General features: G+C 36.5%; 16 protein-coding genes. 7 read left to right on the forward strand and 9 right to left on the reverse strand.

The window, feature by feature from the left end:
- The first annotated feature begins 3 nt into the window (after positions 1-3).
- Entirely contained in the window at positions 4-696 is a 693-nt protein-coding gene (locus AC6F34_RS12285) for a Crp/Fnr family transcriptional regulator (RefSeq protein ID WP_500772515.1), read from the forward strand.
- A gap of 217 nt (positions 697-913) precedes the next feature.
- Here the strand turns inward: AC6F34_RS12285 and AC6F34_RS12290 are convergent, their stop codons facing one another.
- The 5 genes from AC6F34_RS12290 to AC6F34_RS12310 form a co-directional block, all read right to left on the reverse strand.
- Positions 914-1630, reverse strand: coding sequence for a YwiC-like family protein (locus tag AC6F34_RS12290; protein ID WP_500772517.1), 717 nt, complete (start codon positions 1628-1630; stop codon positions 914-916).
- A 27-nt stretch (positions 1631-1657) separates the two neighbouring features.
- Positions 1658-2926 (reverse strand): molybdopterin molybdotransferase MoeA, encoded by a 1269-nt coding sequence (locus AC6F34_RS12295; protein WP_500772519.1) that lies wholly within the window; start codon positions 2924-2926, stop codon positions 1658-1660.
- Between the two features lie 42 nt (positions 2927-2968).
- Positions 2969-3985: a GTP 3',8-cyclase MoaA gene (moaA, locus tag AC6F34_RS12300; RefSeq protein ID WP_500772521.1), complete on the reverse strand. Its 1017-nt coding sequence runs from the start codon at positions 3983-3985 to the stop codon at positions 2969-2971.
- Positions 3986-4427: 442 nt separating this feature from the next.
- Positions 4428-4739 (reverse strand): metal-sulfur cluster assembly factor, encoded by a 312-nt coding sequence (locus tag AC6F34_RS12305; RefSeq protein ID WP_500772523.1) that lies wholly within the window; start codon positions 4737-4739, stop codon positions 4428-4430.
- Positions 4740-4820: 81 nt separating this feature from the next.
- The gene (locus AC6F34_RS12310) at positions 4821-5585 is read right to left on the reverse strand and encodes a prolyl oligopeptidase family serine peptidase (protein ID WP_500772525.1); all 765 of its coding nucleotides are present in this window, start codon (positions 5583-5585) and stop codon (positions 4821-4823) included.
- Positions 5586-5853: 268 nt separating this feature from the next.
- On the opposite strand from AC6F34_RS12310, the gene AC6F34_RS12315 reads away from it, so the two are divergent.
- Together AC6F34_RS12315 and AC6F34_RS12320 are read left to right on the forward strand one after the other, a co-directional pair.
- Positions 5854-6672 carry a Cof-type HAD-IIB family hydrolase gene (locus tag AC6F34_RS12315; RefSeq protein WP_500772527.1) on the forward strand — a complete coding sequence of 273 codons (819 nt, stop codon included), beginning with the start codon at positions 5854-5856 and terminating at the stop codon, positions 6670-6672.
- Positions 6673-6770: 98 nt separating this feature from the next.
- The gene (locus AC6F34_RS12320) at positions 6771-6923 is read left to right on the forward strand and encodes a hypothetical protein (protein WP_500772529.1); all 153 of its coding nucleotides are present in this window, start codon (positions 6771-6773) and stop codon (positions 6921-6923) included.
- Between the two features lie 48 nt (positions 6924-6971).
- Here AC6F34_RS12320 and AC6F34_RS12325 read toward each other — a convergent pair whose 3' ends face one another.
- On the reverse strand, positions 6972-7802 hold the full coding sequence (locus tag AC6F34_RS12325; protein WP_500772531.1) for a YitT family protein: 831 nt from the start codon (positions 7800-7802) through the stop codon (positions 6972-6974).
- Between the two features lie 112 nt (positions 7803-7914).
- On the opposite strand from AC6F34_RS12325, the gene AC6F34_RS12330 reads away from it, so the two are divergent.
- Positions 7915-8775 carry a DegV family protein gene (locus tag AC6F34_RS12330; protein WP_500772897.1) on the forward strand — a complete coding sequence of 287 codons (861 nt, stop codon included), beginning with the start codon at positions 7915-7917 and terminating at the stop codon, positions 8773-8775.
- A 119-nt stretch (positions 8776-8894) separates the two neighbouring features.
- On the forward strand, positions 8895-9026 hold the full coding sequence (locus AC6F34_RS12335; protein WP_500772533.1) for a DUF3941 domain-containing protein: 132 nt from the start codon (positions 8895-8897) through the stop codon (positions 9024-9026).
- Positions 9027-9141: 115 nt separating this feature from the next.
- On the opposite strand, the gene AC6F34_RS12340 is transcribed toward AC6F34_RS12335, so the two are convergent.
- A complete protein-coding gene (locus tag AC6F34_RS12340; protein ID WP_500772535.1) occupies positions 9142-10020 on the reverse strand; it encodes a CvfB family protein in 879 nt (292 codons plus the stop codon).
- Positions 10021-10139: 119 nt separating this feature from the next.
- On the opposite strand from AC6F34_RS12340, the gene AC6F34_RS12345 reads away from it, so the two are divergent.
- Positions 10140-10631 carry a YajQ family cyclic di-GMP-binding protein gene (locus tag AC6F34_RS12345; protein ID WP_500772537.1) on the forward strand — a complete coding sequence of 164 codons (492 nt, stop codon included), beginning with the start codon at positions 10140-10142 and terminating at the stop codon, positions 10629-10631.
- Between the two features lie 177 nt (positions 10632-10808).
- Here the strand turns inward: AC6F34_RS12345 and AC6F34_RS12350 are convergent, their stop codons facing one another.
- The gene (locus tag AC6F34_RS12350; RefSeq protein ID WP_500772539.1) at positions 10809-11321 is read right to left on the reverse strand and encodes a GNAT family N-acetyltransferase; all 513 of its coding nucleotides are present in this window, start codon (positions 11319-11321) and stop codon (positions 10809-10811) included.
- Positions 11322-11413: 92 nt separating this feature from the next.
- Between AC6F34_RS12350 and AC6F34_RS12355 the strand changes: the two genes are divergently transcribed.
- A complete protein-coding gene (locus AC6F34_RS12355; RefSeq protein ID WP_500772541.1) occupies positions 11414-12283 on the forward strand; it encodes an SDR family oxidoreductase in 870 nt (289 codons plus the stop codon).
- Positions 12284-12456: 173 nt separating this feature from the next.
- Here the strand turns inward: AC6F34_RS12355 and AC6F34_RS12360 are convergent, their stop codons facing one another.
- Positions 12457-13971, reverse strand: a complete 1515-nt coding sequence (locus AC6F34_RS12360; RefSeq protein ID WP_500772543.1) for an alpha-amylase family glycosyl hydrolase — start codon at positions 13969-13971, stop codon at positions 12457-12459.
- Positions 13972-14039 lie beyond the last annotated feature (68 nt).

Genomic DNA, 14039 nt, shown 5'->3' on the forward strand with positions numbered 1-14039 from the left:
AATATGCAAGCAATCGCTGAATTAACACCTGAGTTAAATGGAGTATTACAAACTTCACACCATCGACTTAAAATGGAAAAGGGAACTTATTTATTTCAAGAAGGGTTGAGGGCTGGAACGCTGTTTTTAATATTGGACGGCAAAGTGCAAGTAAGTAAAATGATTCCAGACGGAAGAGAATTAAACATGCGGATGTGCTCAACAGGAGATATTGTTGGTGAACTGTCTCTTTTTTGTTCTTCCCCTTACTATATGCAAAGTGCGAAAGTTATTGAGGATGGAGAAGTCGCGCTTATTTATAAGGATGAGTTAGAAGAAAAGCTGCAAAGCAATCATAGCCTAACATTAGAATTAATGAAGTGGATCAACTTACAAAATCGGAAAAACCATACAAAATTCCGAGATTTAGTTTTACATGGAAAAAAGGGCGCGTTATATTCAACATTAATTCGGTTCACAAATAGTTATGGAGAAAAAGTGCCTAATGGTATTAAACTGACCGTCACTTTAACGAATCAGGACTTAGCGAATTACTGTGGGACTTCAAGAGAAGTTATAAATCGTATGTTAAGCGATTTGCGAAAAAACGATATCTTAACCGTTGAAAAAGGAATCATCACCATCCACGACCTTGACTTTCTTAAACAAGAAATCGACTGTGAAAACTGTCCTATTGATATTTGCAATATTGAATAAAGCCAATAAACTAGAATGTAGACAAAGTCGATTTTCGACTTTGTCTACATTTGTTTTTTTAAGGGAATTTTTAATAACAGGAAAAAACCTCAGAATATCTTTAAAACGCATTGTCTAACTAGGCATGTAGTCTATTGAAGTTCCAAATAGAACATTTGGTTCTTTAGCTGACTAAGATGCCCTGCGATCGTTTCTCAACATTCTGAGGTTCTATTTTTCATATAACGATATAAATGATGAGCACCATCATAAATAAAGCTGCATTTATGATTTCCAAAATACCAACCTGTTTAATTGTTAATTTACGTCCGTGTAATAGCCACGCCCGAATTGCACTTGGCAAAAACGCTAGTAATAGGAGCCATTCATTTATAAAGAGGAATAGGAGCGGAAGCATAAAATGATAGCCCCAAGAAATCCACTTATACATTTTGTTCTTTTTCTCACGAATCATCGTTTTCACATAAAGTGTACTTCCTAGGAAGAAAAGAAATGAGAAGATCGCTAAAAGAATTGAAGCATTTGTAATAGCACCAAGTGCTAAATAGCTGCTTGCTACTCCACCAATACAAAATACAATTATCGCACTAACATCATTCATGAAGGCACGATCATTCTTTTGCGCGGAAAAATAGGCGTTAACAAGAAAGAATGGGATCATCGTTAGGCCAAAAAAGAAGATCGATGGACGCATAATGGTCGGTAAACTGAGCATTACGATAGCGATGAGAATGTAAATAAGAAACCATTTAACATATAAGCGGTTTCTTTTTTTAAACAAAAACAAAAACGGGTAAGTAGCTAAATATAAAAAAATCCACCCAATAAAGAACGGTACATGCTGCCAAACAAATCCACCTTCGATGGTACCTAACCAAAATGGGATGATGAGCATTGCCCATGCTCCATGCTGTTTCGGAAGGAACATCTTCATTGTACCACCCCACCAATCCACTGCCCTTTATTCCCATACATTTGCGCTACCTTCCTCATCTTCCAATAATAAAACATCGACGATTTGACCGCTTTCATATCCTCGTGTTCCACCTGGCAAAATCATTAATGCATTAGCTAATGCTAAGCTGACAACTATATTCGATTTGTCCATTCCACAAGGGCTGACCTTATATCCGGTATCCGTTGATTCTACTTTGCTTCGAACAAACCTTGTAAATGGATTTGCTTTTGAAAAATCAGTTGTTAATAGAGCAGTTTCTTTTTTCAGATGAATGTTCTTTGCTCCTAACGAATACCTAATGATTGGTCTAGTATAAATTTCAAACCCAACAAAGCATGCTGATGGATTCCCAGATAATCCAAAAAGTAATTTTCCATCTTTCTCAGCTACTGTCGTGACACTTCCAGGGCGCATTTTAATCTTATTGAATAATACATTTGCTCCTAATTTTTCATAAATGGCTGGCATGTAATCAAAATCACCTACTGAAACTCCACCAGTCGTAATGAAAAGATCTACATCATCTATGACTTTACTTATTTCTTTAAAGCATAATTCGGGATCATCGGGTAATGTACCAAAATAAACCCCTTTTGCTCCAGATTTTTTGATCTGTGCCATTACCATTTCAGCATTGCTATTGCGAATTTTCCCATCAGCTAACTCTTCGTTAATAGCTAACAATTCGGATCCAGTGGCAAATACTCCAACAATCGGCTTCTTCGCAACCGGTACTGTATGATAACCAAACGTTGCAAGAGCAGCAATGACTCCAGGTACAATCCTAGTTCCTTCATCAAGGATTTTATCACCCTTTTTCATATCCTCTCCTTTGAAAGATACGTTTTCACCTGATTGATGCTTTTTCTTTACTTCAATAGAAGGATCATCCTCATTCGATCGTTTGATTGCCAATTCGTCCATAACAACTGCGTCTGCATGAATTGGCAGCTTTGCACCTGTCATGATTCTGACTGCTTCATAAGCACCAAGAGACTTTTCACTTACATCACCAGCTCCAATATGATCAATCACACGAAATGTAATAGGTTGAGTCCGGCCTGCCTCTTGTGTATCTTTTGCTCTTATTGCATACCCATCATACGGAGAGCGATCGAAATGAGGGACATCATGTGTAGCAACTAAGTCTTCCGCTAAGAACCGACCAAAACTCTCATGGATCGGTATGTATTCAACTTCACCTTTTTTTCTGAATTTGAGTACTTTCTCTACTGCATCTTCAATTGATATTGGCGTCCGTGCTTCATTCATCAAAAATTCCCCGTCCTTACAAAATGTAATAATCGAAAAAAATTACCCTCCTATATAAGACATCTCTATTTTCTTTCTAGAGTGAACCGTTTCCTCGGTCCTTTCATCTGAATACCGATCTCCTCTACCTTCCCAGATAGATGTAATAACTTGTTTCAATTCATCTTTACTCATACCTGAACGGATCATTGACTTCAAATCATGTCCATTTCCATTAAATAAACATGTATATAATTGTCCGTTCGCTGATATTCTAGATCTTGTACATGTGCTACAAAAGGATTCTGATACCGAGGTAATGAATCCAACACATGTATTTGTTCCTTTATATTTGTATTTTTTAGCTACTTCTCCATAATATATTGGTCCGACAGGTTCCAACACTTCATTTTCCTGAAGCTTCTCAAAGATTTCCTTTTTTGTAACAACATCATCCATCTTCCATCCATTGGTACTACCGACATCCATATATTCAATATAACGTAGTTCTAAATTATGATCTTTACAAAACTTCGCCATTGGAATAATTTCATGATCATTCAAGCCCTTTTTAACGACCATATTAATTTTCACCCCAAGACCAGCACGCTTGGCAGCATGTATACCTTCTATTACTTTTTCTGTCCCAACATTTCGGCCATTAATTTCACCAAATAATTGATCATTTAAGCTATCTAGGCTAATATTCACCCTGCTTAATCCAGCTTTCCTTAATTCAGTTGCAAACTTTGGCAAAAGTACGCCATTCGTAGTAAGCGCAACGTCTTTAATTCCGCTAATTGAAACGAGCATCTTCACTAATTCTGTTAAGTTCTTTCGAAGCAAAGGCTCTCCACCTGTTAGACGAATCTTTTCGACACCTACTTCAGCAAATATGGAGGCAACCTCATAAATTTCCTCATATGTTAGCAATTCTTCTCTTGGCATAAAAACAAAGTCAGGCCCAAAGATTTCTGCGGGCATACAATACTGACATCTAAAATTACAACGGTCGATTACGGATATCCGTAAGTCTCTTAGCGGGCGTAATAGCGCATCTTTTATTTGTGTATTCGTCATTTATCCGTCCACCCCAATCACAAGCATGTAAACTTGTTTATCAGCAAATTAAAAGTATTTATACTACTATTACACCATATTATTAAAGACAATATGATGTATTTGTTTAAATGTCATCAGTATGTCATAAATTAAACTAATCGATTTAACTGTAACAGGGTATCAAATGGATTTCCCTGGAAGGCACAAACTTACTCATGGATTAGCAGTTTGTTCTTCTCTGTAAGAAAATACAAGCCCCGAAGTTAGACTGTCATTAAGGTCTAGTACTCATAAATAAATTCAGTATAGAATCATTGTGACATATTAAGTAACTTTCTTTCTTTTAAAAAAAGCTGGCAACTTTTCACGAGTACGTGATTGTTAGCCAGCTTTAGCACCATCTTATGGACATGCTTTTACTATAGTATTTGTTTGGAACTCTCAAGTTTCCAGTTCACAATTAATCACGTACACCAAGTGCAATTTTTGCGTATCTAGACATACGATCCTTACTCCATGGCGGACTCCAAACAATGTTCACTTCTGTATCTTTTACTTCTGGGATATCAGCTAAGGCTGACTTTACTTGATCGACAATTGTTCCTGCTAATGGACAACCCATCGATGTTAACGTCATGTCGACAACTGCTTGTCCCTCTTCTTCCATTTTTACATCATATACTAATCCTAAGTTTACGATATCTATCCCCAATTCAGGGTCTACAACAAGCTCAAGAGCGCCCATCATGCTATCTTTTAATTCTTGATCCATTTTAAAATCACTCCTTTTCCAGCAATAAGCGTATCTAGTGTAAGTATAACAAAAGTTCGACAGTTGGAAAACATTCAGCCTCTATACATGCTCACATATCCACTTTACTGTTTTTAGTACACCATTTCGGTTTACTTTATGTCCTGCTGTTTCATCCACTACAAATGAAATTTTTGTTGGGTCATCATATGTATGTTGGATTTCATTAAAAAATTGATATGTCGGAGTAAACGGTACTGTTTCATCCATTTTACCATGCCAAAAAAATAAAGGACGATTGTTTAATTTTCCTAGTTGCCTACTTAGATCATGCTGTTTAATTTGATCCATTAAACTTGATAATTGTTCACTATTTAATGGTATTGCACCATGGTCTTTCTCAAATTGTGTTAATTGGTGTTGTGCAAACTTTTCATAATAAGGCATACCCATTAACACAGCAGCTGATTGAATCCATTCATATTGAGTTAATGCACCAAGTGTGATAATGCCACCCATAGACGTACCAGCTACCCCAATTCTATCTGATTGGATCAATCCTTCTGTTTCAAATTCTTCTTTTAAAACATTTATTTCTTGAATGGTCCTTAAAATAATTTCCCAAAAATACATTTGCAGCCTTTTTTCATCATAATGCTCGCTTCTCTCTCCATGCAAAAACGTATCTTGCAAAATCACTCGATAGCCTTGTTCAGCGAGAAGATATGCATAATGGAGATTATGTTCCTTCGCGCTTGTAAAACCATGAATAAAGAATATAACGGGCAATGCTTCTCGTATCTTTTCGTTATCTACTACATGTAAGATCGGTATATGTTTTACATCTGTTTTCTCTACTATAATCAACTAAACTCCTCCACTTGTAAAAATATTGTAAAATTATTTCAATCAATTGCAGAATGATTCCATAAACTCGTTTTACCTGTTAACATATAAGTATAAAGAATCGATGTCATTTCATAAGTTTACCATTTATAATGATGATCGAAAAACAATCTGTTTTCACAGTAATGATTGCAATGATATCTTTCAAAAATTTTTTTCGAGGTGATTATGTCTCGAGCTAAACACAGTTTAATTCACTTAAAAATTTACCCGTAAATAAGGAGAACCTATGGCTGAAAAACATTTAATTGCATTAGATTTAGACGGTACACTATTAACCGATAATAAAACAATTTCAAGTAGGACTAAAAAAGTCTTGAATAAAGCAATGGAGCAAGGGCATGAGGTGATGATTGCAACAGGAAGGCCCTTTCGATCAAGTGAGATGTATTATCACGAATTAGGGCTTCATACTCCGATAGTCAATTTTAATGGAGCATTTACTCATCATCCTAAAGATAAAAACTGGGGAATTTATCATTCACCACTCGATATTCATGTAGCAAAAGATATCGTTGAGGCATGTAATTCTTTTTCATTTCATAACATTATCGCTGAAGTAATTGACGATGTTTATTTTCATTATCACGATGAAAAACTATTAGATATTTTCCAATTTGGAAAACCAAATGTAACGACCGGAGATTTACGTGAATTTTTAACTGCTTCACCAACAAGCATGTTAATTCACACAGAAGAACAGCATATAAAACAAATTCGCTCACACTTATCTGAAGTTCACGCTGAAGTGATTGATCATAGAAGCTGGGCAGCTCCATGGCATGTCATTGAAATTGTAAAGTTTGGCATGAATAAAGCTGTGGGTATCGGGAAAGTATCAAAGCATTTTGACATTCCGAGAGAAAGAATCATTGCATTTGGAGATGAAGACAATGATTTAGAAATGCTTGAATATGCGAAGTACGGCGTGGCGATGGGAAATGGGATTGAAGCTGTTAAGAACATTGCAAAAGACGTCACCTTGTCAAACGAAGAAGATGGTGTTGCTGTTTACTTAAATGAATTACTCAATTTAAAAGCACTATAACCAATAGTTCCCTCTGTAATAAGGTTAGTTTCAACATATACTATCAGCGAAGCTAATTGCTTCTTAGCTTCATACTGAATATGTTGGAGGCGATTCGATTGGGTAAACGTAGTAAATCTAAACGTTTTGTTCAACAAGGTGCAGATACGGTACAAAAGCATGATGAACGAATTCCATATCACTCAACTTATTCAGAGGCTGAGGCCGAAAAATTAAAAAATGTTACAGACTCTTCAATCGGAGGAGCCTAAGCTTAAGAAAACAGACAATGGCTGTGCCATTGTCTGTTTTCTTGTATGTTAATCGCGACGGAAAAAACCAAAAACATTCGCTGTTTGTACAATATTTGTAAAAGCCTCAGGGTCGACCTCTTTAATTGTACGTTCAAGATCATAAAGCTCATATCTCGTAATGACGATCATCATCATCTCACGAGTTTCATTTGAGAATGCACCTCTAGCAGGAATAACTGTAATTCCTCTCACTAGCTTTTCATGAATCGCCTGTTTCATTTGTTCTTGTTTTTTCGTTATGATCATCGCTGTTAGTTTTTCATGTCTTGTATGAATTGCATCAATGACACGAGTCGTTACATAAAGAGTGACTAATGTATAAAGTGCACCTTCCCCACCATATAAAAACCCGGCAGTTAGAATAATAAATGAGTTTAAAACGAAGTAATATATTCCTACAGGTTTATCATTCATTCTTGATAAGACCATCGCAATGATGTCCATTCCGCCTGTTGATGCTCCCCATTTCAATGTAATTCCTACACCAACTGCAGCAATCACCCCACCAAAAACGGCATTTAAAATAATATCTTCAGACATCGTAGTGACAGGAATTATCTCCATAAATAAGGACATAGCAAACACAGACATGAAGCTATAAATTGTAAATGACTTCCCTACTTTTAACCACGCTAAAATCGTTACAGGAATATTTAAGAGAAAAAGCCAAATCCCTGTTGATAAAAAGCCATCAAAAAAGCTTGCTAGTAATTGCGCTATTCCTGTAAATCCACTTGCATAAACATTTGCAGGGATTAGGAAAAAGTTCATAGCGATTGCATTTAAAAGGGCTCCTGCTAACACAATCGCAATCTTTTTTAATTCTACTAAAACCATAAAGACCTCCTTAGACAATCTTCCATTTAAAGTGAGCAATTTAAGGATATATCATTGTGTTTTCATGATAAATTCTTTAAACTAAAATCAAACTAAATGAAAGAAGGTGAAAATAATGGTAAAACTATTTGTCGATAGTGCTTGTGATTTGCCATTAGAATACTTAAAAGAGAATAATGTTTCTCTATTCCCTTTAAAAGTTCATCTTGGCGAAGAAGATTTTGATGACATGATTACAATCCAATCTTCTCAAGTTTATGATGCAATTCGTGCAGGTCAAATGCCTAAAACCTCTCAAGCATCTCCTCTTGGTTTCGAAGAAGCTTTTACTAAGATGGCAGAAAACAATGAAACTGGAATTTATATCGCTTTTTCTTCTGAATTATCTGGGACTTATCAAACTGCTGTCATGATTTTAACTCAAGTAAAAGAAAATTTTCCGGATTTTAAGTTCGAAATCATTGATTCAAAATGTGCATCACTAGGATATGGTCTAGTAGCTAAAGAAGCTGTTGAACTCAAAAATGAGGGTGCTGACTTTGACCAACTAACAAAAGCGATTCGATTCTATAGTGAGCATATGGTTCATCTATTCACTGTACAAGATCTCGAACACTTAGCAAGAGGTGGCCGATTATCAAAAGCTTCTGCTTTTCTAGGTGGTTTGCTTAATATTAAACCTTTATTAAATGTTGAAGATGGGAAACTCGTTCCAATCGAAAAGCATAGAGGTCGTAAAAAAGTCTTAAAACGTATGGTTGAGCTTATTGGTGAACGTGGACAAGACTTCAATGGACAAACAATTGGAATCTCACATGCTGATGATCTGGATACAGCGAATGAAATGAAAGCTCTAATACAAGAAGCATATCAACCAAAAGAGATTTTGGTCACTTCCATAGGATCAGCAGTTGGCTCACACACTAGCGCTGGTACAATTGCATTGTTTTTCTTAGATCGACTACCGGAATAATCTATACATACTCCCATACTCCTATGTACATAATACTAGTAACAGTATGCAGGCATGAATTGTTGGTAATATACCCTTTTCACGCCTATATCATGTACAGAGTAAAGGGGAGTTTTTTTATGTCACATACGTCAGACAACGATAAAAAAGCAAAGGATGGCAATGCCGTCCGCCATGAAAAGAATATGGAAACTGAAAAAAACCGTAAGGTCGGTAAAAAACAGTATTCCAAAAAGACCGATCACTTATAAAGAAAGAGCATGTTATGCTGCAATCTATAACATGATTTGAAACCTACTATTCAAACGTCTGTAAATACCCTGAAAGCTGCACTTTTAGCTTAAAACAAAGTGCAGCTTTTTTGTTTTATTTCTTATCTTCTTTAACGTACGTCCAACCGTCTTCTTGATATACTTTTCCATCTTTCATTAATCGGCCGATCGCACGCTTAAAAGATGCCTTGCTTAATTGGAATCGATCTGCAATGTCTTCTGGCTTGCTTTTATCACTATAAGGCATTGCCCCACCACGGCTAATTAAGTATTCATAGACAGCTTCTGAGTCTAAGTCCACGGCTTCTTGCTTCCTTGGCAACAATGAAATGTTAATCGTACCATCTTCCTTCACATCAATGACACGACCCTTTACTTTTTCACCGAGCCTTGGCTCTTCTTTACGCTCTGATTCGTGAATAAATCCTTTATAGCCTTCAAATGTGTACATCCAGCTTCCAACCTTAGCCGTTCGATAGATAAATCCATTCACATTTTCATTGTAAGCTTTACGATCCGCTTTAATGCTAATCTCTTTTATAATCGGATCCGTAGCTAATTTCACATACAACAGATTATTTCGATTTTTCCTTAACGTAATATAGAGTGTATCTCCTTCTTCGGGCCACACAGTATCATGTACTGGCAAATCTTCTTCACCAAGTAGCATGTCTTTTTTAATCCCGATATTTAAGAAGACTCCAATACCTGGCTTATTAGATACAACCTTTGCCCATCCATAAACACCTACCGTTATTTCCGGAATAAAAGTGGTAGCAGCAATTCTCCCTTGAGAATCAATGTATAAAAACACCTTTACTTCTTGATTTTCTTCAAGTTGTCCAAGATCTTGATCATGATCATTTTCATGTAATAGAACGTCTTCCTCGTCTTTCGTTAAAAAATATCCATATGTAGATTTTCTCGCTACTGGTAATGTTACAACTTCTCCTATATGTTCAAATAAAGCCATCATAAACCTCCTATAGTTGTTTGGCTTGCTATATTTTACTATAATAAGAAGGCAAAGGGAAACGTTTCTCGAGCGAAGGAAAAAATTGAGGGATGTTTCGGTTAAAGGAGGGCTTAATAATGGCAAAAGATAGTTCTTTTGATATCGTATCAAGGGTAGATTTTTCTGAAGTAACAAATGCAATTAATATCGCGATGAAGGAAATCAGCACACGCTATGACTTTAAAGGGAGTAAGAGCGACATTAAGTTAGACAGCGAAGAGTTGGTACTTCTTTCTGATGATGAATACAAATTAGATCAATTAAAAGACGTATTGCTTGGAAAGTTAATCAAGCGTGGTGTTCCAATCCGCAACTTAGATTATAGCAAGATTGAAGGAGCAACTGGCGGAACGGTTCGCCAACGTGCTAAGCTCATCCAAGGGATTGATAAGGACAATGCGAAAAAAATCAATACGATTATTAAAAATAGTGGTCTGAAAGTAAAAAGTCAAATTCAAGACGATCAAGTTCGTGTTACTGGTAAAAACCGAGATGATCTGCAAGCTGTTATCTCAGCTGTAAAAGAAGCCGATTTAACGGTTGATGTACAATTTGTAAATTATCGTTAATAATAAGCGCATATGAGCGTTCAAATGTAGACAAAGCCGAGATTCGGCTTTGTCTATTTGTTCTCCAAGAGGAATTATAAGGTAAACAGCTGAGTAAAGACTGCTGATTCTGCTCCAAACAATGATGTATTCGAGCGTTTGACAACAGTCTTGACGCGAGTAAGTTCGCTTTTTATTTTACTTGACAAACCTATACATTAATAGTTCATCTACATAAGTTCCATCTGCTAGTTTTATATGCTTCACTTTTCTACCTTCTTCAATAAACCCAAGTTTATGATATAAATGAATCGCTCTTTCGTTATGTGCAAATACTTCCAAGCACACTTTTTCCACATCCTCCTCTTCTGTAGCCCACCGCAGCAGCTCATTAATCAACCTCGTACCAATCCCAGCATTACAATAGGTCTGTTGTATGCTAATGCCAAAATATCCTACATGCTTTACCTTTTCTTTTTCTTTCAGTTTAAAATTCAAGCAGCCCACTACATCGTTCACTTTATTAACTGCCACTAAGAACAAACAGCCGCGATTTTGATGTGATTGGATAAAAAGCTTCATTTGATTTAGTGTTGTCGTAAACTCCTCAGGCTCCCTAAGTAAGAAGTTTGATTCCATTAAAACGGTCTTATTATGTTCTAGTATTTTCTCTGTGTCTTCTATACTCGCCTGTCTAATCAAAAACTCCATCCCAATCCCCACTTTCTTTCATAAAGCTAACTCTTTTTCTCCATACTAAAGTGGAAATAAGAAAATAACAATCCTATTTGGAGGAAAATATTGTGAATAACTATCCACATGTACCAAATCAAATTCCACCACAACATCAAGATCATATGCCAGGTACGAATAATGAAATGACACCTAAACCTATTTACTTTGATTCTTCCTACCAAGGATCGAATAAATTGCAAAATAAGATCGCGATTATTACAGGTGGTGATAGCGGAATTGGGAAGTCTGTAGCTCTCTATTTTGCTAAGGAAGGGTGTAATGTTGCAATCGTCTATTTGGATGAGCTCGAGGATGCAAATGATACAAAAAAAGAGATTGAACAAATGGGACGTTCTTGCCTTCTAATATGTGGAGATGTTGGCAACGAAACTTTTTGCGAGGAAATCATCACGCAAACCCTTCAACAGTTTGGAAAAATAGATCTTTTAGTTAATAATGCTGCTGAGCAGCATCCACAAAAATCACTTTTAGATATTTCAACTTCTCAAATGCAAAAAACTTTTCGAACAAACTTCTTTTCATATTTTTACTTAACCAAAAGTGCATTGCCTCATCTTAAGAAAGGTTCCACCATTATCAATACAACTTCCATCACTGCTTATGCTGGTCATGAAGAGCTCATCGACTACTCATCTACAAAAGGAGCAATCGTCTCCTTCACAAGATCACTTGCATTATCACTGAGCAAACAAGGAATTCGAGTAAATGGTGTTGCACCTGGTCCAATATGGACACCGCTGATTCCATCTACATTCACCGCACAGGAGGTTGGTCAATTCGGACAGAACACCCCTTTAGGAAGACCTGGACAACCATTTGAACTTGCGCCAACCTATGTATATTTAGCTAGCAACGACTCTCAATATGTTTCTGGACAAATACTTCATGTAAACGGTGGGAAAATTGTTAACGGATAAAAATGGTGATAGAGGATAATACGGATTCAAAGGTAATATGATGTGACTGGCAAATCAAGTTTACCTCGCAAGTATACAGTTTTATCTTGCAAACATACGAATACATCTGGTAAATTAAACTCTCCTAATATGAAAAAGACCCTGCTTTATTTTAAAGCAGGGCCCAACATTTTTTAGTTATCATTGACGGAGTTTCGGTTCGCTCTACGTTTTAACAAGAATATAAACGTGAAGAATAAAACAAGTACGGCACCAATGGCAGCCATATATCCATAATTCAAACCTGCGTTATCTAGAACAACATAAACTTCGGCTTGTTCACGATCGATGACAACACGGTACTCTCCTGAATCAGAAGTACGTACTAAATCACCTGCTAAGATTCCTCTAAGCTCACGATCATTGCCAATTTCATTCTCAGATAAATTCAAAGTTTGGGTTGTTGTCGTATTATTAATCACGACGATCGATGTTTCATCATTATATACTCTTTTAAAAGCAACAAACCCATCTTCTTCTTTCAACAGCTCCATACTACCTCTACTTAGGGAAGGAAGCTGTTGACGAACATCACCAATCTTTGTGATGTAATCAATTAAATCCTTATCTGTCCGGAAATCCATTTGTCTTCGGTTATCCGGTGCGTCTTCACCTGTAACGGCAATCTCACTTCCATAATAAACAAACGGAATGCCTGGCATTGTATATAAATAAGTTATTGCCATCTTCCACCTAGGTCCAGGGTGCTCATTTATGGAAACTGCATCATTTGTAAAGCGGCTCATATGATGATTGTCTAAAAATGTTGCCAATAAATTGGCTCTATCAAAGAGGCTTTCATCGTTATCCCATAAGTTAATGATCTCATTCATCGATTGATTTGGGGCTTCAAATGCAAGACGTAAATCACTTACTACTGGAAAATTCAAAAATCCATCGATTCCAGTTTCCTCAAACTCTGCAATGTATTCAGAATCTGAGGACGGGATTTCTCCTAATAAGAAAAAATCATCTTTAACACTTTTCACTTCTTGAACAAAATCAGACCAAAATGCTTTTGGTGCACCATCAACACTGTCTAATCGATAGCCATCAATATCCGTTTCTTGAATCCACCACTTTGCTGCATCAATGATGTAATCACTTACTTCTTGGTTACTCAAATCTAGAAGCGGGATTTCTAATCCACTTTCATTCATTGTTTCCCCTGTAAACCAAGCTTCCTTCTCTGGATCTTCTAAAAATGGGTGCTCTGTTCCTGTTCGATTTACAACGAAATCAATCATGATTTTCATCTCGCGATTATGTACTTCTTGAACAAGCTCTTTAAACTCATCAACTGTCCCAAAATGAGATTCTGTATCATAATGATCTGTAATCCAATACCCGTGATACCCGTCTGCCTGGTTTTTAAAGATCGGTGTGAGTGCAATCGTTGTAAAGCCCATGTCAGCTATATGGTCCAATCGATTGATCATCCCTTTAAAATCTCCACCGTGATACGCATATGGATCGGTTGCATCTACGGTTAAATCGTTTCCTGTTTCTCCATTGCTAAATCGGTCTACCATTAAAAAATAAATCGTTTCATCTTGCCACAAACGTTCTTCTTTTTCAACTGCTCCTACTGGAAGGGCATAAAAAAGTAGAATCGGGATTAAAATGAGGCTCAATGCTCTTTTTTTCATCGCCGCTCCTCCTCTAACTTAACCACAAAAAGCGATATTTTTCTAACACTATAAGAGTAGCCTTTTGT

It is taken from the genome of Niallia sp. CD-39, from assembly GCF_059874745.1.